A 19,407-nucleotide genomic window follows, 5' to 3' on the forward strand; every position below is an offset into this window, starting at 1 on the left:
CGTCGCCGCTCCTCGGCGAGTTGCTTGTCGGATCTCTCGTCTCTAGGCCGATGGATCCGACAAGCAACGCGACTGGGGGCGCGCGAACGCTTGACGCGAGGCCGCTGGGAGTTGCTGGTCAGGTTGGTGCCCGCAGTGGGCACAAAGCTGACAAGCAACGTCCAGCGCGGGGCGCGATGGCTCGTGCCCGCCTTCGCTGCCCGTCGTTCGCCTGCGGTGCGCGAACGCGAACGCGAAACGTCAGGCCGCGACGGTCGCGTGCCAGCCGCGCCCGTCCTTGCGCACCAGGCCGTCCTGCTCCAGGCCGGGGAGCACGCGGTACAGGTAGTTCTGCTTGATGCCCATCTGCTCGGCCAGGTCGGGGATCGTGATGCCCGGGTTGGCGGTGACGAGCTCCAGGGCCTGCTTGGCGCGCGTGCCGGTGCCGCGCGGGCGGCCGCGGCGGCCGGTGCCACCGGACGAGCCGGAGGAGCCGGACGATGCGCTGCGGCGCCGGGCCGGGGTGGCGCGGCGCGGGGCCAGCTCCTCGGTGCCGACGCCCTCCAGGGCGCGCTGGGCCGCCTCGAGGCGCTGGTACTCCTCGACCATCGGTCGCAGCTCCTTCAGGCGCTCTGCGATCTCGCGCTTCTTCTCATCGAGGAAATCAGCCATAGGTGTGAGAGTAACAGTGAAACCGCTCAAACGGTGAACGTTGCACCCTCGCGGGCAACGCTCACCTCGCCGCCGAAGCCCTGGACGGCCTGGTCGCGCACCCAGGCCTCGTCCATGTCGTCGGCGAAGTGCGTGATGACCAGCCGCCGGGCGCCGGCGCGGCGGCCGTGCTCGCCGGCCTCCAGCGGCGTCATGTGCCCGCGCAATCCGGTGCGTTCGGGACGGGACAGCGTCGCCTCGACCATCAGCAGGTCGGTCCCGCGGGCGAACTCCACCAGCTCGTCGCTGGGCGAGTTGTCGGCGCCGAAGGTGAAGCGGCCGCCGCCGTTGGCGGAGGTCACTTCCACGGCCCAGGTGGGGATGAAGTGCGGCACATGGTGAAAACGAACCCTGAGCGGTCCAATTTCCAGCACATCTGTCGGGTCGTACTGGCAGACGTCAAACGCCTCCTCGACCAGGCACTCGGCGTTCAGCGCGCCGCACACCTGGCGGAAGACGTCCTTGGTCCCCTGCGGGCCGTACAGCTTGGGCCGCGCCGGCTCGGCCGTGCCCTCCCACACGTGCACCGGCACCGGCTGCTGACGCGGGTGGTAGTGCAGCGCGTAGGCGTAGGGGACGATGTCGAGGAAGTGATCGGCGTGCAGGTGGCTGAGCACGACCGCGTCGACGTCGACGAAGTCCACGTGCGCGCGCAGCTTGCCGAACACGCCGTTGCCGCAGTCGAGCAGCATGTAGGTGCCCGCGTCCTCGACGAGATACCCACTACATGCGCCGTTGGCGTCTTGCCAGGCCGGCGACTTCCCAAGGACCGTGATGCGCACGCGCGGGCACCTTACCCGTCGCGGGTTCGCCCACGCCCGAGTGTGAGCAAGAGCACGGCGCCCAGGACGCCGGCGGCGATCGAGCCGACGAAGATGCCGACCTTCGCGTCGTTGACCAGGCCGACGTCGTCGAAGGCCAGCCCGGCGATGAAGATCGACACGGTGAAGCCGATGCCGCCCAGCACGCCGGCGCCCACCACGTGGCGGAACCCGACGCCTTCGGGCAGCGCACCGACGCGCAGGCGCAGGGCCACCCAGGTGGCGCCGGCGATCCCCACCGGCTTGCCGATCAGCAGGCCGGCCACGACCGCCCAGGTGATCGTGCTGCTCAGCGCGCCCGACAGCACCCCGCCGCCGAAGTCGACACCCGCGTTGGCCAGCGCGAACAGCGGCACGACGACGAAGGCGCTCAGCGGATGCAGGCGGTGCTCGAGCAGCTCCAGGACCTGGCGGCCGCGGACCGCGCCGGTGGGGACGAGCAGGCCGAGCACGACGCCCGCGATCGTCGCGTGGATGCCCGACTCGTGCACGGCCACCCACAGGGCCAGCGCGGGCAGGACGTACCAGGAGATGCGCCACACGCCCAGCAGGCGCAGGGCCACGATCAGCCCGACGATCCCCGCCGACGCGGCCAGCCAGGCGATCGACACCGACTCCGAGTAGAAGATCGCGATGATCGCGATGGCGATCACGTCGTCGATGATCGCGATGGCCAGCAGGAACAGCCGCAGGCCCGACGGCGCCCGGCTGCCCAGCAGGGCGAGGATGCCGATCGCGAAGGCGATGTCCGTGGCCGCGGGAATCGCCCAGCCGGCGGCGGCGTCGCTGCCGGCGGTGAGCGCGAAGAAGATCAGCGCCGGGAGCGCGACGCCGGCCGCGGCGGCCAGCGCGGGCAGCAGGGCGGCGCGCGGGTCGCGCAGCTCGCCGACCACCAGCTCGCGCTTGATCTCCAGGCCGACGACGAAGAAGAACAGCGCCATCAGCCCGTCGTTGACCCAGTGCTGCAGGTCGAGGTCGATCGCGGCGTCCCCGACGCCCAGGCGCAGGCCGCTGTGCCACAGGTCGAAGTACGCGTCGCTCAGCGGGCTGTTGGCCCACACGATCGCCACCACCGCGGCGACCAGCAGGACGATGCCGCCGACCGCCTCGTCGTGCAGGTACTCGACGAGCGGGTCGATCCGCTCGCGCACGCGCCGCCGCAGCCGCGGCAGGCCGCTCACGGAGCGGGTCGGTCCACGAACCGCTGCCCGAGGCCGCGGAAGAAGTCGTGCCGCGTGATCATCCCGTGCACCCGTCCGGCGGTCAGCACCGGCACGACGAGCACGCGGTGATGGAAGAAGATCTCGGCCAGCTCGGCGTCGGAGTAGTCGTCGCCGACCTCGACGTGCTCGGTGAACAGGTGGGCGCCGACGAGCTCGACCCGGCAGCCCTCGCGCTTCTCCAGCGCGTCGTCGATCGAACGCCGCAGGAACGCGGCGCCCTTGAGCTCGCGCAGGTACCCCGGGAACAGCGCGCTGAGGAACTCCCGCTCGCCGAAGATGCCGGCGTAGCGGCCGTCTCGCCCGACGACCGGCAGCGCGGGGATGTCGTCGTCCAGCAGGCGGACGACCGCCGTCTCGATGGTGTCGTCGACGCGCAGCGGCTCGACGTCGCGCAGGATCGACTCGCTGATGACCCGGGGACTCATGCGTACCGGACCAGAACGTATCCCGTGGAGAGCACCAGCGACACCAGCGTCACCGGCGCGCCGACCTTGAGGAACGACACGAAGCTGATCGGCCGGCCCGCGCGGGCCGACATCCCCGACGCGGCGACGTTGGCCGCGGCGGCCACGATCGTCAGGTTGCCGCCGAAGCAGGCGCCGAGCGCCAACGCCCACCAGTAGGCGTCGTTCTGGGTGCCCCCGAGATCGTCGACCACCGGCAGCATCGCTGCGGTGAACGGGATGTTGTCGACGATGCCCGAGCCCAGCGCCGACGCCCACAGGATCCCCAGCAGCTCGGCCGTGCGGTTGCCGCCGGTGACCGAGGCGATCCCGTCGGCGACCTCGTCCAGCGCCCCCGTGTGCTCGAGCCCGCCGACCATCACGAACAGGCCGATCAGGAAGAACAGCGTGGCCCACTCGATCCCGGCGATCGTGTCGTGCAACGACTGGCGCGTGACCAGCAGCATGATGCTCGCGCCCGTCAGCGCGACGGTGGCCGGCTCGAGCCCGAGCGCCTTGTGGAAGAAGAAGGCCAGGATCGTCGCGACCAGGATCGGCACCGTGCGCTTGGCCTCGGCGGGATCCTCGATCGAGCGGCGCGCGTCGAGGTCCATCAGCCGGTCGCGGGCCTCGGGCTGGACCTGCAATCGCGATCGATAGCGGTAGTACAGGCCGATCAGCACCACCGCGCCGACGACGACCACGATCGGCCCGAGGTTCGTGATGAAGGCGCCGAACGACAGCCCCGTGTGGCCGGCGATGAGGATGTTCGGCGGGTCGCCGATGAGCGTGGCGGTGCCGCCGATGTTCGACATGAAGATCTCCAGCCCGATGAGCGGGATCGGATCGATGTCGAGCGCGTCGGCCAGCAGGAACGTGATCGGGACGACCAGCAGGATCGTCGTGACGTTGTCCAGGAAGGCCGACAGCACCGCGGTGGTCAGGCCCAGGGCCAGGACGATGTGGAACGGCCGTCCGCGCGACCACTGGCCGGCCCGGATGGCCAGCCAGGTGTAGACCCCGGTGGCCTCGGTCAGGCGGACCATGATCATCATGCCGACGAGCAGGCCGATCGTGTTGAAGTCGATCGCCTCGACGGCTTCCTCCTGGTTGAGGATGCCGGCCAGCAGCATGAGCGCGGCGCCGATGAAGGCGACCTTCGTGCGGTCGACGCGCTCGGAGGCGATGACGGCCAGCGCGACGAGAAAGACGATGATGGCGAAGGCCACAGGGCTCCAAGGGGTCGACGACGTGTGTCGCCGACCAGGCTTCCCGGCACACCGCGACTGACCCTAGCGGGTCGTCTGCTGCGTGCGGAAGGACCGACGGTAGGAGGCGGGGGCCACGCCCATGGCCTCGGCGAAGTGCCGGCGGAAGGCGGCCGGGTTGGGGATGCCGACCGCGGCGCCGACCTGCTCGACGGGGAGCGCCGAGCCCTCCAGCAGCGCCAGGCTGGCCTGCACGCGCTGGTCGATCAGCCAGCGGGCCGGGCTGGTGCCGGTCGCGCGGCGGAAGTGGCGGGTGAAGCTGCGCGGCGACAGGTGCGCCTCGTGCGCGAGCACCGGGAGCGACAGCGGCTCGTCGATGTGCTCCAGCGCCCAGGCCATCGTGCGGGCCACGGGATCGTCGGCGCCGCCCACGGCCACCGGCTGCTCGATGAACTGGGCCTGGCCGCCGTCGCGGTGCGGCGAGACGACCAGCCGCCGGGCCACGTGGTTGGCCACCTGTGCGCCGTGGTCGCGGCGGACCAGGTGCAGACACAGATCGATCCCGGCGGCGCTGCCGGCCGAGGTGAGCACGTCGCCGTCGTCGACGTAGAGCACGTCGGCGTCGACGTCGACCGCCGGGTGGCGCCGTTGCAGCTCCGCGGCGTAGCGCCAGTGCGTGGCCGCCCGCCGACCGTCGAGCAGCCCGGCGGCGGCGAGCGCGAAGGCCCCCGAGCAGATCGAGACGATCCGCGCCCCGCGCCCGTGCGCGGTGCACAGGGCCTCGCACAGGGCGGGGGAGACGGGTGCGTCGACGCGCTGGCCGGGGACGATCACCGTGTCGGCCGCGGCCAGCCGATCGAGGCCGTGGCGGGCGACCAGGCCGAACCCGCCGACCGCGTCCAGCGGGCCGGCCCGCTCGGCGCACACGTCCAGCGCGTACCAGTCGCGATCGCCGAGCTCGGGCCGGGGCAGCCCGAAGACCTCGACCACGACGCCGAGCTCGAAGGGGGCCATGCCGTCGAAGGCCAGCGCGGCGACACGATGCGGCATGGCTCAAATCTAGCGGACATTGGCCTTTGGGCCACTGGTGCGCGCACGGCGCTCGCGCGACGCTGCCGCCCATGAGCAATCCCTTCGCCGCCAAGCTCGCCTTCGAGACCGATCCCGCCGACGTGTGGGCGGCCATGCAGGCCGACGCCGAGCTCGGCTTCACCCTGATCGACGCCCGGTCGCGCCAGAGCTACGACCGCGCCCACCTGCCCGGCGCGGTCTCCATCCACGACGCGCTGCCCGACGGTCCGCTGGTCGCCTACTGCTGGTCGCCGGCCTGCAACGGGGCCACGAAGGCCGCCGCCCGCCTGCACGACGCGGGCCGCCAGGTCAAGGAGATGATCGGCGGCTTCGAGTACTGGGTGCGGGAAGGTCTGCCGATCGAGGGCGCCGTGGGCGGCGACCGGCTTGTTGGACCGTGAACAAATCACCCCCTGAGGCTCGGGCTGTGTAGAACACCCTCATGAAACGGTCCAGCGTTCTGCTCATGTCGATCGGTGTGGCCGTGATCACGGCCGCCCCCGCCGGCGCCGCCATCGCTCCACCACCGACCGCATACACGGCGGGGCAGCTCGTCCCGGTGGCGCTGAGCACCGCCGCGGAGTACGTCTACGGCAGCCACTACGCCAAGCAGGTCGAGCCCGGCACCACGGCGCTGGTCTGGGACCTGGCGCTCGTCGCCGGCCAGACCATCGACCTGACGATGCAGTGTCCGGCCGGGCAGGTGATGGTCGACCTGAACGTCACCGGGCCGGGCTCGGCCTCCGGCGAGACCACGCCGCTGCCGGTGTTCACGCCCTGGTACGGGCAGAACGCGCCGTCGGTCACGCTGACCGCCACCAAGTCCGGACCGCTGGTGTGGGCGGTGCTGTGCCTGCCGACCGCGACCACGACGAGCACGACGATCCGCGGACGCTCGCCCGTCACCTTCGCGGCCGGCCCGGAGGGAACCGGGGCGACCAAGGGGCGCAAGCTCCCCAAGGGCGCGACGGTGCTGAAGCTGGTCACGACGAGCGCGGTGAACGCCGGTGGCACGTTCCTGCCGGGAGGCCGCGGCTGTCCGAGCGGGACGTTCGCCAGCAACGCGATCGTCACGCAGGGGGCGTCGGGTGGGACGGGCGCGGCCAACGGCCTGATCCTCTACCCCTCGACCGTGCTGGGCTCCGGCCCGGTGACCGTCTACCAGCTGTGCGCGCCGCCCCCCAAGGGCTAGCCCGCTACGACACGGCGTGCAGGGCGGCCTGCTCCTGAGCGGTGGGGAAGGCCCAGGTCGCCTTCGTGCGCTGCTCCTGGCGGAACAGGAAGCGCATCTGCGGCGGTGGCCGCAGGCCCTCGGGATGGTCGGGGCGGAACGTCGTGCAGGGTTCCTCGAGACTCAGCGCGCACAGCAGGTTGCGCCGGAAGTAGCAGTCGTCGCAGGAGATCTTCTTGGGGCGGGCCATCAGCAGGTCGGGATCGAACCAGACCGGTGGCCGGGGCGACAGGGCCTTTCCCGCAAAACGCAAAGGTTTCGTGAAAGCCCTGCAAACCCCTTGTTTCTTCACGAAAGAGCCCGCATCCTCCGAGTTTTTTCCCGGAATGGGCATGATCAGGGGTGGGTAGCGCGGGCCTTCCGTGTCGTCCCACGGACCACCCCATGCGGATCCTCGTCACCGGCATCACCGGCGCCATCGGCGCCCAACTCGCGCCGCGCCTGCAGGCGGCGGGACACGACGTGTCCGGCCTGGCCCGCGACCCGGCCCGCGCGGCGGCGGCCGCCGCGGCGGGCATCCCCGTCCAGCGCGGTGACGCGGTCAGCGGCGAGGGCCTGGCCGACGCGCTGCGCGACGTCGAGGTCGCCTACTACCTGATCCACTCGATGGAGCCCAACGTCGACGGCTTCGCCGCCCGCGACCGCACCGCCGCGCTCGTCTTCCGCGACGCCGCCCGCGCGGCCGGCGTGCGCCGCGTGATCTACCTCGGCGGTCTGGTCCCGCCCCAGCGCGCCGCCTCGCCGCACCTGGCCTCGCGGCTGGAGGTCGAGCGGATCCTCCACGACACCACGCCGGAGTCGATCTCGCTGCGCGCCTCGATCGTGATCTCGGCCTCCAGCCGCTCGTTCCGCTTCCTCGTACGCCTGGTCGAGCGGCTGCCGATCGTTCCGCTGCCCGCCTGGCGCGACTTCCGCACCCAGCCGATCGACGGCCGCGACGTGCTGGCCATGCTCGCCGCCGCGGCGACCAGCGAGACGGCCGCGGGCCGCAGCCTGGACATCGCCGGCCCCGACGTCCTGACCTACGGCGACATCGTCACCCGCATCGCCGAGCTGATGGGCGTCGGCCGCCCGCCGCTGCGCCTCGGCTTCAGCGCGACCGGGTTCACCTCCCACGTCGCGGCCGCGCTGGCCGGCGAGAGCCACGAGCTGATCGGGCCGCTGATGGCCGGGCTGGAAGGCGACCTGCTGGCCCGCGACGACCACGCCGACACCGTGCTCGGCGTGCGCCTGCATCGGTTCGACGCGGCCGTCGAGCGGGCCCTGCGGGACTGGGAGCAGTCGGGCGAGCGCCTGGCTGCGCGATGATGGCGCCTCGCATATGACCAAGGTGACCAGCTCCATCGAGATCGACGCACCGCCCACCGACGTGTGGGACGTGATCATGGACGCCGAGCGACTCGGCGACTGGGTGACGATCCATCGCCACCTGGGCAAGCACGGCAGCGACCACATGGAGCAGACGCTGTGCATCCGCGGCGTCAACTTCCACGTGAAGTGGGACCTGGCCCAATCCAAGGCGCCCAAGGTGGCGGTCTGGGAGGGCCGCGGCCCGGCCCGCTCCAAGGCCCACACCGCCTACCGGCTGTCCGAGCTGGAGGGCGGGCGCACGCGCTTCGACTACGAGAACGAGTTCAAGGCGCCGCTCGGTCCGCTGGGCGCGGTGGCCTCCCGCGCGCTGGTCGGCGGCGTGCCCGAGCGCGAGGCCAACGCCTCCCTGCAGCGTCTCAAGAAGCTGATCGAGGGATAATCCGGCGGGCCATGCCCGAGCGCGACATCTTCGCCAACTTCGAGCGCATGCGCCGCGAGATGGATGAGCTCTTCGGCGGCGTGTTCGATCGGTCGCTGGCGCCGCACCGGCGGGCCGGCTTCACGCCGCGCGTCGACGTGTCCTACGTGGGCGACCCGCCGCGGGCGATCGTCACCGCCGAGCTGGCCGGCATCGAGATCTCCCAGATCGATCTGGAGATCCGTGGGCGCGAGCTGATCATCTCCGGCAGCCGCGGGGCGCTGGACGAGTCCGAGGGCCGCGTCTACCAGCAGATCGAGATCGAGCACGGCCCGTTCCGGCGCTCGATCCAGCTGGGCGCCGACGTGGCCGCCGACGAGGCGCGGGCCACCTACGACGACGGCGTGCTGCGCGTCGAGCTGCCGCTCGTGCAGCCCGAGCACAAGTCGCGCACCGTGCCGATCGAGGCGCCGAGCCGGGGTGGCGCGGACCAGTGATCGACATCGTCACCGAGAGCACCGCGCGCGAGATCGAGATCGGCATCGAGCGCGAGCTGCCGGCCAACCTGCCGGTGCTGCCGCTGCGCGACGCCGTGCCCTTCCCCGACACGCTGACGCCGCTGGCCATCGGCCAGGACCGCTCCGTGGAGCTGGTCAACGACGTGCTCGGCCGCGACCGCATGCTGGTGATGGTGGCCAGCCGCAACCCGGAGCTCGACAACCCCGGACCCGACGATCTGTACGAGGTCGGCGTCGTCGGCGTCGTGGCCCGCATGCTGAAGGTCCCCGACGGGACGCTGCGGATCCTCGTGCAGGGCACCCAGCGCGTCCGCCTGGACCGCTGGACGGCCGAGACGCCCTTCCTGACCGCCGACATCTCGCCGCTGCCCGACGTGCTCGAGGAGAGCGCCGAGCTGACCGCGCTGATGCGCAACGTGCAGTCGACGTTCACGCAGATCGTCGAGGAGGTCCCGTACCTGCCCGAGGAGCTGCAGATCGCCGTGGCCAACCTCGACGAGCCCGCGGCGCTGGCCAACCTGATCTCCGGCGCGCTGCGGCTGAAGACCTCCGAGAAGCAGGAGCTGCTCGAGGAGGTCGACGTGGCCACGCGCATGCGGCGGCTGTCGCAGCTGCTGGCCCGCGAGCTCGAGGTCATCTCGATCGGCACGAAGATCCAGTCGCAGGTGCAGTCCGAGATGGACGCCACCCAGCGCGAGTACGTCCTGCGCCAGCAGCTCAAGGCGATCCAGGAGGAGCTGGGGGAGGAGGACGAGGCCGAGGCCGAGGCGCGCGACCTGCGCGAGCAGCTCGACGCCGCCGGGTTGCCCGCCGACGCGCGCCGCGTGGCCGACCGCGAGCTCGGACGCCTGGAGAAGCTCCCGTCGATGGCCGCCGAGCACGGCGTCATCCGCACCTACCTGGAGTGGCTGGCCATGCTGCCCTGGTCGGCGGCGACGATCGACAACCTCGACCTGATCCACGCCCGCGAGGTGCTCGACGAGGACCACTACGACATCGTGCAGGTCAAGGACCGCATCCTCGAGTTCCTGGCCGTGCGCCGCCTGAAGCCCGACGCGCGCGGCTCGATCCTGTGCTTCGTCGGGCCGCCCGGCGTGGGCAAGACCTCGCTGGGGCGCTCGATCGCCCGGGCGCTGGGACGCAAGTTCGAGCGCATCAGCGCGGGCGGCGTGCGCGACGAGGCCGAGATCCGCGGGCACCGCCGCACGTACGTCGGCGCGATGCCCGGCGCGATCGTGCGCGCGCTGCGCGACGCCGAGTCCAACAACCCGCTGTTCATGATCGACGAGATCGACAAGATGGGCAGCGACTACCGCGGCGACCCGGCCAGCGCGATGCTCGAGGTGCTCGATCCCGAGCAGAACGCGACGTTCCGCGATCACTACCTCGACGTCCCCTTCGACCTCTCGCACGTGATGTTCGTGACGACGGCCAACACGCTGGACACGATCCCCGGCCCGTTGCGCGACCGCATGGAGATCATCCAGCTGGCGGGCTACACCGAGGAGGAGAAGCTCCAGATCGCCAAGCGCTACCTGGTGCCCCGCCAGATCGAGCGCAACGGCCTGAAGCGCTCGCAGATCGCCTTCGGGGACCCGGCGCTCAAGGCGATCATCCGCGACTACACCCGCGAGGCGGGCGTGCGCGGGCTGGAGCGCGAGATCGGCTCGGTGTGCCGCAAGGTGGCCCGGCAGGTCGCCGAGGGCACCGCGCGCAAGCGCCTGTCGGTGAGCCGGCCGACCGTGCGCGAGCTGCTGGGCAAGCCGCGCTTCCACGCCGACGCCAAGCGCCGCACGAGCGAGCCCGGCGTGGCCACCGGCCTGGCCTGGACGCCCGCCGGCGGCGACGTGCTGTTCGTCGAGGCCACCGCGATGCCCGGCAAGGGCAAGCTGACGATCACCGGCCAGCTGGGCGACGTGATGCGCGAGTCCGCCCAGGCCGCGCTCTCCTACGTGCGCTCCCATCCGCCGGCGGAGATCGACTCGACCTGGTTCGCCGACCACGACCTGCACGTGCACGTCCCCGCCGGGGCGATCCCCAAGGACGGCCCGAGCGCCGGTGTCACCATGGTGACGGCGCTGACGTCGCTGCTGGCGGGGGTCCCGGTGCGCGACGATACGGCCATGACCGGCGAGGTCACGCTCACCGGGCAGGTGCTGCCGATCGGCGGCCTGAAGGAGAAGGCCCTGGCGGCCCAACGAGCCGGATTGACGCGCGTGATCGCGCCGGCCGACAACGAAGCTGATGCGGACGAGGTCCCCGAGCACCTACGCGAGGACATCGACTTCGTCTTCGTCCGCGACGTCCAGGAGGTGCTGGACGCCGCGCTTGCGCAGGGTGCGACCGCCAACGGGCGGGTATATGCTCAGCGCAGGTCCCGACAAGCGACCCGAGGGAAGTGAGAATGGCAGCGAAGTCCAAGGCTGCGAAGGCGGGAAGCGCAGCGCTCGCCGTCAAGAGCAGCCCGTACGTACAGCGCCTCGTCCAGGACGAGGATCTGCGCGACAACCTCAAGACGGCGTTCGACTCCGCGCGGGTCGCGTTCGACCGGCTGAGCAACGGCAAGACCCCGACCAAGGTGATCCTCGACGACAAGAAGTTCCAGAAGGAACTGCACAACGCGTCTGAGGCGCTGCGTGATGCGGTCGAGGCACTGCGGGAGGGCCCCAAGAAGAAGAAGAAGCGGCGTGGCCGCAAGCTTCTTCTGGTGGTCGTGACGGCGGGCGTTGCCCTGGCCGTCAGCGAGGGGCTGCGCAACAAGGTCCTCGACCTGTTGTTCGGCGCCGAGGAGGAGTTCGACTACACGTCGACGACTGCTCCGGCCACACCGCCGCCGACACCGGCGGCGACCGCCTCCTGACGGAGGCACCCGAGCTTCGAAGGCGCCCCGCGGGGCGCCTTCGTCGTTTCCGGGGCGCTACGGGAGCAGCGTCAGCACGGTGTCGGCCACGCGCGCGCTGGCATCGCGCAGCCGGCGGAAGTACGTCGTGCGGCTGACGTGCAGCTGGTCGGCCGCCTGCTCGTGGGTGACGGTCGGATCGAAGTAGGCGCGGCGCACGAGGTCGCGCATCAGCTGCTCCTCGGTCCCGTCGCCGAAGGTGCGCTCCAGGCCGCGCTCCAGCAGCGCGCGCACGGCGATCGCCGGATCGTCGCCGCCGATCGCCGCGGCCAGCGGTCCCACCGCCAGCACGGAGGGGCGGTCCAGATCGCGCAGCGCCTGGCGCACGTCGTCGTGGGTGACGAGCGCCCGCTTCGGGGCGCGCACGACGCCCAGCTCGGCGTACACCCGGTCGCGCTGGGAGCCCAGCAGGCCATCCGGGCCGTAGTCGATCACGTGGCACTGATGGCGCAGGTCGCCGACGTCGACGTCGAGCTCGGGGACGTGGCGCGAGCCCGACTCCTGCGCGAAGGCCACGGAGGCGGCGTTGACGGGGTTGATCGGGAGGTAGAAGAAGCGGGGGTTGGTCAGGCCCGAGCGCAGCACCGCGGCGGTGTTGACGATGGCCAGGACGCGCGAGCCCAGGTCGCCGCTGCGCGACGTCGTCAGGTCCATCGAGTCGCGCCACAGGATCGCGTCGCCGGCGGGGATGTGCGTGCGCGCGTGTTCGATCCAGCGACCGAAGAACGGGTCGGCCAGCGCCGCGGGCGTCGCGTTGGCCGGGGTGGCGGCGATGGCCAGCCCGCACAGCGTGTCGGCGGCGTCGCGGACGACCGTGAAGTGCTCGGGCGCCGCGGCGGCCAGCTTGCGCGTCGGGCCCCACCAGGCGTCGCTGCCGCGGGCCAGGATGTCGGCGGACGGGGCGTCGAGCTCGCCGGGCAGCAGGGCGTCCGCGCGCAGCTCGCTCGCGCCGTCGGCGCCGAAGCCCCAGCGCACCACCGGGTCGTCGATCAGCTCGGTCAGCTCGACGATCAGCCGCGGCTCGCCGCTCGCCGCGCGGGTGAACAGGTGCTCGGCGATGCGGGCGCGCAGCTCGCGTTCGCGCTCGGGGCGGCTGAGGCGCAGCTGGGCGCGCAGCGCACGGCGGACCAGGGCGTGCATCGCCTGGCCGTCGCCGACCGGCTCGCTGATCGCCTGGCGGCGCAGCCAGGCGTAGTCGGCGGCCGCGTCCCGGCCGGGCAGCACGTCGGCCAGCATCGCCGTCGTGGTCACGCTGGCGATCGCGGCGACGGCGCTGACGTCGGCGTGCTCGTCGCGCCCCTGCGCGCCGACCAGGCGCCGCACGAGCAGGTCGACGAGCTCGGGGTCCTGGGCGAAGTCGCGTCCGTCCCAGGCGCCCTCGTGGCGGGCCAGCTCGGTGGCCAGCGTCAGCGCCAGCGGCAGGCCGGAGGACCAGTCGACCAGCGCGCTGGCGGTCTGATCGGTGATGTCGCCGCGGGCCTGCACGAGCGCGCGGCCCTCGGCGGCGCTCAGCGGGGGCAGCGCGAGCACGCGCGTGACGTGCTCCCAGCCGCCGCTGAACCACTCGGGCGCCGGCGGCTCGCGGCCGGCCAGCACGACCAGGGCGCGCGCGGGCAGCGCGGGCAGCAGCCGGCGGCGCAGCAGCCCGTCGAGCGCCGACAGGCGCTCGTAGGTGTCCAACAGGATCAGCGGGCGGTCCTGGTTCTGCGCGGCGGTGAAGACGTCCTCCAGCTCGCCGGGGACCAGGGCCAGCTCGCGGCCGTCGAACAACGCGGGCGTCCAGCCGCGCGTGGCGGCCCGGCGGGCGACCTCGCGCAGCAGCGAGCTCTTGCCGATGCCGCCAGGGCCGTGGACCAGGACGACGCTGACCGACTGGTCACCGTCCAGCAGCTGCTCGAAGAGCGCCAGCTCGGCCGCGCGTCCGACGAACCGTTCGGCGTCGCGCTGGGCGAGCCGGTCCGCCAGGGTCGTCGGCACCGGGGCATCGTACCCCGGTACCGACGTGTCTCAACTACTCAGCCAGAACCCGGAACGAGACGGTCCGGGGCTTGGCCGTGTTGCCGGCCGCATCGACGGCGCTGATCCGCGCGCGGTAGCGGCCCGGCTTGAGCAGCACCTGGCCGATCAGGCCGCGCACGGTGACGCCGTTGACGCCCGCCCCGGCGTTCGTGCGCAGGCGCGCCCGGGAGCGGAACGTGACCTTCCGGCCCTTGACGGTGCGCTGCTGCAACAGCACGGTCACCGCGGCCGCCTCCGAGACGCGGAAGCGCACCCGGCTGCCGCGGTTGATGCGGAACGCCCGGTGGCTGAGCCCCAGCGCGCTGAGGACCGGCGCGGTCGTGTCCGGGCGGGCCGGAGGCGACAGCGGGGGCGCGGGCGACGGACCGTCGGACACCGGGCCCGGATCGGGGTTGCCGGACCCGCCGGTGGTGATGCCGCCGCCCCCGCCTCCGGCCCCGCCGCCACCGGCGATGGGGACGAAGACGGGGGTGCAGCTCGCCCCGCCCGGGAACTCGTAGGCGCCCATGTCGATGCGGCCGCACAGGCGCGGGGCGCTGACCAGGTCCAGACCGTCGGCGGCGGTCGGGTCGCCGATGTCGCGCACCGGAGAGGCCGCCGACAGCGAGTAGTCGCCGCCGCCGGTGAACAGCGGATCGACGTTGACGTTCGTCGCCCCCAGCGTGCCCGCCGCCGGGCTGAGCACGGTGGTGCCGGTCCCCGCGACGATGTCGGTGGCCGGGTTGAAGTCCGAGTAGGTGACGTTGATCGTGCCGGTGCCCGTGCTCGAGCTGAACGCACCCCGGTCGTTGACGAAGCCGCGCAGGATGCTGTTGGTCACGTTGGCCACCGCCTGGCGTGGGGCGGCGTTGATCGAGCTCGCGCAGATCCCGTAGGAGGTGCCCGACGTGCCGATCGCGGTGACGCCGTCGGCGTTGATGATGCCGTCCGTGCCCTGGTCCAGGACCGACATGGCGCAGCCCGTCGAGCTCTGCAGGAGCAGGCTGTCGCTGAGCGAGAGCACCGAACCCGCGTTGTTGATCGCCGGGTAGGCGGCGGCCAGGATCGCCACGCGGGTCACGGTTGCGTTGCCGGCGCCCGAGTTGAGCGTCAGCCCGCCGTTGCCGACGAGCGTCGCGTCGCGCATGGCGTTGCCGGCGCCCTCCATCAGCGCGGTGCGCCCGTAGGTGGGCGAGAGGCTGATCGTGCCGTCGTGGAAGACCGTCCCGGTCTCCATCTCCACGCCGAAGTACGCGTTGCTCTGCGTCCCGGAGCTGGACACGGCGACGTTGCCGATGTCGACGTTGCGGGCCGTCACCTGGAAGGTGTTCAACTGGGCGTTGTCGGCCACGCGCAGCTCGACGCCGCTGAGGGAGGAGCCGGCGGCGCCGCGCAGCCGCAGGACCCGCGTCGAGGCGGCCGGCGTGGTCAGCAGCGTCTTCTGTGCGCCGCTGCTGCCGTTGCCGATGACCTCGATCGGCCCGGTGACCAGGTTGTAGTCGAAACCGGCCGTGGTGGGCGCGGTGTAGGTGCCGGGTCCGATGTAGACGCGGTCGAGCGCGTCGGTGTTGTCGGCCAGGTCGAAGGCGCCCTGGAGGGTCGCCTGGGCGGTGCCCAGGCCGCCGGGGCAGGCGGAGGCGGCCGGAACGCAGTAGTCGGTGGCCAGTGCCGAAGCAGGGGCGGACAGCGCGATCAGGGCGCAGCCGCCGAGCAGGAGTGTCAGGGGCTTGTGCATGGCCGCGGACGGTCCCAGCCGCGGGTTCGCCTGACAGTGCCGATCTGGTCCCAATGTCTATCGTGGGCAGCGATGGAGGCCGCCACGCCACGCACCCTGTCCAACGACAAGGCGCAGCGCATCGTCGATGCGATGCGCAGCTCGGTCGCGCGTCGCGGCGTCGCGGGGTCGACGTTCGACCACGTCGCGCGTGAGGCCGGCGTCTCGCGCGGGCTGCTGCACTACTACTTCGGCACGAAGGAGCGGCTGCTGACCGAGGTGGTCCGCCGCGACGCCGAGCTGAAGCTGGCGGCGCTGGAGTCCGAGCTGGCCAGCGCGAGCACCGCCGACGACATCATCGCCCTGCTCGTCTCCTCGCTGGAGCACATGGTCGCCGACGACCCGGAGTTCGTCGCCGTCGGCTTCGAGCTGTTCACGCTGGCCCAGCGCAACCCGGAGATCGCGGCCGAGTACCACGAGCTGCAGGCCGGGATGCGCGCCCACATCAGCGGCGTGCTGGCCGCCAAGCACGAGCAGGGGATCCTCCATCTGGCCGCGTCGCCCGACGCCGTCGTCGACGTGCTGCTGTCGCTGGCCGACGGCCTGTCGCTGCGGATGCTGCTGGAGCCCGACCGCGATCACGGCGAGACGATCGCCGCCGGCGTTGCCGCCGTGCGGGCGCTCGTGGCCTGATTGAAGATCGTTGGCGTCCTTGGGCTGTGTGTCGTCGGTGCGGTCATCGCTGCGCTGCTGTTGTGGCCGCGCGGTGAGGACGCCCCGCCCTTGCCGTCGGTGCGCGACGTGCGCTTCTCGACCGCGGACCTGCGCACCGCGCTCGATCGCCAGGTCGACGCCCTGCGCGAGCGGCAGGTGACCGACGCCGTGTCCAACGGACAGCTCGACGAGCTCCTCGGGCAGGACCCGATCGACCTGCAGATCCCCGAGGTCACCCAGCAGGGCGTGACGGCGCGCGACGTCGAGGTGCGCCGCCGCGGCGGCGAAGCGGCGGTCGAGGCGACCGTGGATCCCGAGCAGCTGGCCTCGCTGGCCCCCGCGCAGGTCTCCGACCTCAGCTACGACGCGGCGGCCTCCAAGCCCAACGAGCTGGTCATCCGGGGCAAGGCCAAGGCGTTCGGCTTCACGGTGCCGGTGACCGTGCGCGTCGTGATCAAGGACGGCACGCTGGTCGCGGTCCCCGACGGCCTGCCGATCGACGACATCGTCGTCTTCGACGACCCGCGAATCCGCCTGCGCGGCATTCGCGCGGACGAGATCGACGGCGGCCAGATCCGCGTGCGCGTCGTGGCCGACATCGTCAGCTGACCGACCAGGAAACGGCGAACCGCGGGGCCCTCGGCTCAGCCGGCGGCCTTGACGTCGTCGACCAGCTCGTGCGCCACGCCGTAGGCGGCGCGGAGGCGGTCAAGCTCCGCGACCCGCCGGCGTTGGGCGCGCGCGGTGCGCCGCGCCCGACCGTGCGGGACCAGGCGGTCGTGCGCCTCGTTGGCGGCCGCGGTCAGCGGTGCGGTGACGCGCGGCAGGTGCTTCCACCGCGTGTCGGGGATGGCCAGTGCGTCGGCGGCGATATCGCCGACGAACGCGCGTTGGAAACCGTGGATGAGGCCCGGGGTGATGCGCGCCGGCAGGATGCGGGCCAGCTCGCGGGCCTGGAACGCGCCGAGCGCCGCGACGAACCTGCGGTCGTCGTCGTCGGGGCCGGGGCTGACCAGCGCGTACAGGTCCTCGACGCGGGCGTAGTCGGCCAGCGTTTGCGGCAGCAGGTCGTCGTCGACGCCAACGAGGTGGCCGACGCAGCGCCACAGGTGCAGGATGTCCGCGGTCTGCGCGTCGTCGAAGCGCGCGCCGAGCTGGGCCATCGCGCGCAGGGCGACCGAGCAGAACTCGGCCAGCGTGAAGGCCATGTAGGGCTGGGGGATGGGCAGACCCCACGCGGCCATGTCCCACTCCGGGTGGCGCCGCAGTCCCGCCCGCACGTGGGCGTGGATCATCCGCACCCGCACCGTGCGCTCGAAGCCGGCGGCGTGGCGCCCCAGGCCGCCGGGCGTCGTCACGGCGACGAGCCAGGTGCCGACCTCGATCGAGCGCACTGCCGCGTCGCCCGCGTAGCGGCCGGTGAAGGTCAGCGGCTGGCCGGCGACCGCGTTGGTCGCGCCGGCCACGAGCGACGCCGCGCCCAGCACCAGCCCGTACTCCCGCGACTGGCGCACCAGGTGGCGGGCGGCGCGATCGCAGGCGTCCGCGTCCATCCACGCCGGTCGCGCGTCGAGCTGCTCGAAGAGCGCGACCAGCGCCGGCGACGGCTCGTCGACCGCGTCGATGCCCTGGGCGATCGCCTGGCGCACGAGCGGCGCGCCGTCGGCGACGACGGCGTCGGCCAGCGGATCCCCGCGCCACATCGCCTCCAGCCACCGCTCGCCCGCGAGGCCATGGCGCGCGCGGGCCGCGTCCGCGTTGGGCAGCGCGGTGGGGACGGGCGACCGGGCGACCGTCGCCACGGTCAGCCCAGCAGCTTGGGCAGCTTGAGCAGCACGCGCGGGCTGCCCGATGGCTTCATGCGGCGCTTGAGCAGCAGCACGCGCGGGTCGGCGCGGCCGCCAACCACGTCGGCGAAGTCGTCGAAGCTCTGGGTCAGCGTCAGGTCGGCGTCCGTCGCCGCGCCCTGGGTGACCGAGGTGTGGCCGTTGTCGCAGCGCAGGTGCCAGGACTGCTCGTCGGGGAAGTCCCACTGGACGACCGTGCCGGCCTTGACCACGCTCGGATCGGCCTGGCGGCGGATCGTGTCGAACATGATCGCGATCGCGTCGGGGTCGTGGCGGACCGGGCCGTTCTTCGGCCCGAGGATGCCGGCGTGCAGGAGCTTGAGGCCGCGCTCGGCCCGGGTGCGCGGGTCCAGGTCCATCGGCAGCGGGAAGCGCGGCAGGTCGTCGACCGGCAGCCCGATCGCCCGCAGGCGCGCCTCCTGGCTGCGGGCGCCCTCCTCGTAGAGATCCAGCAGCGTGAACCCGAACGCGGTCATGTAGGTCTCGTCGCCGTTGGGCGGCGCGGCCAGCGGCACCGTCCACGGGAGCACCTCGCGGATCGTCTCGACGATCGCGTCGGCGTTGTCGGCGTCGGCCTCGCACAGATCGGCCAGCAGGCGCACGCCGAAGGCGATGTGGCGCTGCTCGTCCAGGGCGACGTTGGCCATGCCCTCGCGGAAGCCGGGCAGCAGGTCGTACTCGGTCAGGTACTTCTCGATCATGTGCTGGCCGGGCTGGGCCAGCGAGGCCTCGACGATGATGTGGTAGAGCGTCACCGCTGACGCGAGCTTGCGCGGCGACCGGTCCTTGCGCAGCTCCTCGGCCATCCGGTCCAGGCGCCCGAAGACCATCTTGTGGCCCCAGGTGAGCTGGTCGGCGGTGGCGGCCAGCGCGCCGCCCGCGGTCCCGTCACCGACGCCGACGACCTCCTGCATGAAGCGCTGGAAGAAGATCGCGTGCCGCGCCTCGTCGACCTGCTGCGTGGTCAGGAAGTACTTCTGCTCCTCCAGCGGCGCCGCGTCGATGTAGGGCGACAGGTCGTCGGCCACCGCATCCTCGCCGTGGAAGAAGAGCGTGTAGAGCCACAGCGCGCTGCGCCGCTGCTCGGGCGTCATCTTCTCGTGCCAGTCGATCTTGTCCTGCGTGAAGTCGATCTCCCACGCGCGCCAGTTGCCGCGCTCCCACCGCTTGTAGAGGTCGGTGTAGGAGATCTGCTTGGTGGACGCCGGCACCGAGATGCGCATGACAACCAGGGTACGCCTCGACTGGCTGGCTGGCCAGTCGTGCCTGTCGGTGGCGTCCGCGCGGCGAAAGGGGCGACG

20 protein-coding genes are annotated in these 19,407 nt (G+C 72.3%); 9 read left to right on the forward strand and 11 right to left on the reverse strand.

Annotation, left to right across the window (positions count from 1 at the left end):
• Positions 1-240: 240 nt before the first annotated feature.
• The 6 genes from ACZ5UI_RS25170 to ACZ5UI_RS25195 form a co-directional block, all read right to left on the reverse strand.
• Positions 241-651 (reverse strand): winged helix-turn-helix domain-containing protein, encoded by a 411-nt coding sequence (locus ACZ5UI_RS25170; RefSeq protein WP_464192334.1) that lies wholly within the window; start codon positions 649-651, stop codon positions 241-243.
• 26 nt (positions 652-677) lie between these two features.
• Positions 678-1,472, reverse strand: a complete 795-nt coding sequence (locus tag ACZ5UI_RS25175; RefSeq protein ID WP_464192336.1) for an MBL fold metallo-hydrolase — start codon at positions 1,470-1,472, stop codon at positions 678-680.
• 11 nt (positions 1,473-1,483) lie between these two features.
• Complete coding sequence (gene nhaA, locus ACZ5UI_RS25180) at positions 1,484-2,692, reverse strand: Na+/H+ antiporter NhaA (RefSeq protein ID WP_464192338.1); 1,209 nt, start codon at positions 2,690-2,692, stop codon at positions 1,484-1,486.
• The gene (locus tag ACZ5UI_RS25185) at positions 2,689-3,159 is read right to left on the reverse strand and encodes a CBS domain-containing protein (RefSeq protein ID WP_464192341.1); all 471 of its coding nucleotides are present in this window, start codon (positions 3,157-3,159) and stop codon (positions 2,689-2,691) included. The genes nhaA and ACZ5UI_RS25185 overlap by 4 nt, the downstream gene beginning before the upstream one ends.
• Positions 3,156-4,406, reverse strand: a complete 1,251-nt coding sequence (locus ACZ5UI_RS25190) for an ArsB/NhaD family transporter (RefSeq protein WP_464192343.1) — start codon at positions 4,404-4,406, stop codon at positions 3,156-3,158. Before ACZ5UI_RS25190 ends, ACZ5UI_RS25185 begins: the two co-directional genes overlap by 4 nt.
• A 63-nt stretch (positions 4,407-4,469) precedes the next feature.
• Positions 4,470-5,435 carry a helix-turn-helix domain-containing protein gene (locus ACZ5UI_RS25195; RefSeq protein WP_464192345.1) on the reverse strand — a complete coding sequence of 322 codons (966 nt, stop codon included), beginning with the start codon at positions 5,433-5,435 and terminating at the stop codon, positions 4,470-4,472.
• Between the two features lie 71 nt (positions 5,436-5,506).
• Here ACZ5UI_RS25195 and ACZ5UI_RS25200 point away from each other — a divergent pair, with 71 nt between their 5' ends.
• Together ACZ5UI_RS25200 and ACZ5UI_RS25205 are read left to right on the forward strand one after the other, a co-directional pair.
• Entirely contained in the window at positions 5,507-5,857 is a 351-nt protein-coding gene (locus ACZ5UI_RS25200) for a rhodanese-like domain-containing protein (protein WP_464192347.1), read from the forward strand.
• 65 nt (positions 5,858-5,922) lie between these two features.
• Positions 5,923-6,648, forward strand: coding sequence for a hypothetical protein (locus ACZ5UI_RS25205; RefSeq protein WP_464192348.1), 726 nt, complete (start codon positions 5,923-5,925; stop codon positions 6,646-6,648).
• A 4-nt stretch (positions 6,649-6,652) separates the two neighbouring features.
• On the opposite strand, the gene ACZ5UI_RS25210 is transcribed toward ACZ5UI_RS25205, so the two are convergent.
• Positions 6,653-6,877: a hypothetical protein gene (locus ACZ5UI_RS25210; protein WP_464192350.1), complete on the reverse strand. Its 225-nt coding sequence runs from the start codon at positions 6,875-6,877 to the stop codon at positions 6,653-6,655.
• A 194-nt stretch (positions 6,878-7,071) separates the two neighbouring features.
• Here ACZ5UI_RS25210 and ACZ5UI_RS25215 point away from each other — a divergent pair, with 194 nt between their 5' ends.
• Genes ACZ5UI_RS25215 through ACZ5UI_RS25235 form a run of 5 tightly spaced genes read left to right on the forward strand, consistent with a single transcriptional unit; the run spans position 7,072 to position 11,794 of the window.
• Positions 7,072-7,995 carry an NAD(P)H-binding protein gene (locus ACZ5UI_RS25215; RefSeq protein WP_464192352.1) on the forward strand — a complete coding sequence of 308 codons (924 nt, stop codon included), beginning with the start codon at positions 7,072-7,074 and terminating at the stop codon, positions 7,993-7,995.
• A 13-nt stretch (positions 7,996-8,008) separates the two neighbouring features.
• Positions 8,009-8,437 (forward strand): SRPBCC family protein, encoded by a 429-nt coding sequence (locus tag ACZ5UI_RS25220; RefSeq protein ID WP_464192354.1) that lies wholly within the window; start codon positions 8,009-8,011, stop codon positions 8,435-8,437.
• A gap of 11 nt (positions 8,438-8,448) precedes the next feature.
• Complete coding sequence (locus ACZ5UI_RS25225; protein WP_464192356.1) at positions 8,449-8,913, forward strand: Hsp20/alpha crystallin family protein; 465 nt, start codon at positions 8,449-8,451, stop codon at positions 8,911-8,913.
• Positions 8,910-11,336: an endopeptidase La gene (gene lon / locus ACZ5UI_RS25230; RefSeq protein WP_464192359.1), complete on the forward strand. Its 2,427-nt coding sequence runs from the start codon at positions 8,910-8,912 to the stop codon at positions 11,334-11,336. Before ACZ5UI_RS25225 ends, lon begins: the two co-directional genes overlap by 4 nt.
• 2 nt (positions 11,337-11,338) lie before the next feature.
• The gene (locus ACZ5UI_RS25235) at positions 11,339-11,794 is read left to right on the forward strand and encodes a hypothetical protein (RefSeq protein WP_464192362.1); all 456 of its coding nucleotides are present in this window, start codon (positions 11,339-11,341) and stop codon (positions 11,792-11,794) included.
• Positions 11,795-11,851: 57 nt separating this feature from the next.
• Here the strand turns inward: ACZ5UI_RS25235 and ACZ5UI_RS25240 are convergent, their stop codons facing one another.
• Both ACZ5UI_RS25240 and ACZ5UI_RS25245 read right to left on the reverse strand, forming a co-directional pair.
• A complete protein-coding gene (locus ACZ5UI_RS25240; protein WP_464192364.1) occupies positions 11,852-13,810 on the reverse strand; it encodes an ATP-binding protein in 1,959 nt (652 codons plus the stop codon).
• Positions 13,811-13,844: 34 nt separating this feature from the next.
• Entirely contained in the window at positions 13,845-15,566 is a 1,722-nt protein-coding gene (locus tag ACZ5UI_RS25245; protein ID WP_464192366.1) for a hypothetical protein, read from the reverse strand.
• A gap of 72 nt (positions 15,567-15,638) precedes the next feature.
• On the opposite strand from ACZ5UI_RS25245, the gene ACZ5UI_RS25250 reads away from it, so the two are divergent.
• Positions 15,639-16,238, forward strand: coding sequence for a TetR/AcrR family transcriptional regulator (locus ACZ5UI_RS25250; RefSeq protein WP_464192368.1), 600 nt, complete (start codon positions 15,639-15,641; stop codon positions 16,236-16,238).
• Positions 16,239-16,328: 90 nt separating this feature from the next.
• Positions 16,329-16,868, forward strand: a complete 540-nt coding sequence (locus ACZ5UI_RS25255; protein ID WP_464192370.1) for a hypothetical protein — start codon at positions 16,329-16,331, stop codon at positions 16,866-16,868.
• A 35-nt stretch (positions 16,869-16,903) separates the two neighbouring features.
• Here ACZ5UI_RS25255 and ACZ5UI_RS25260 read toward each other — a convergent pair whose 3' ends face one another.
• Positions 16,904-18,061 carry an oxygenase MpaB family protein gene (locus tag ACZ5UI_RS25260; protein ID WP_464192372.1) on the reverse strand — a complete coding sequence of 386 codons (1,158 nt, stop codon included), beginning with the start codon at positions 18,059-18,061 and terminating at the stop codon, positions 16,904-16,906.
• Positions 18,062-18,063: 2 nt separating this feature from the next.
• The gene (locus ACZ5UI_RS25265) at positions 18,064-19,329 is read right to left on the reverse strand and encodes a ribonucleotide-diphosphate reductase subunit beta (protein ID WP_464192374.1); all 1,266 of its coding nucleotides are present in this window, start codon (positions 19,327-19,329) and stop codon (positions 18,064-18,066) included.
• Positions 19,330-19,407 lie beyond the last annotated feature (78 nt).

Source organism: Conexibacter sp. JCM 18997, assembly GCF_055391915.1.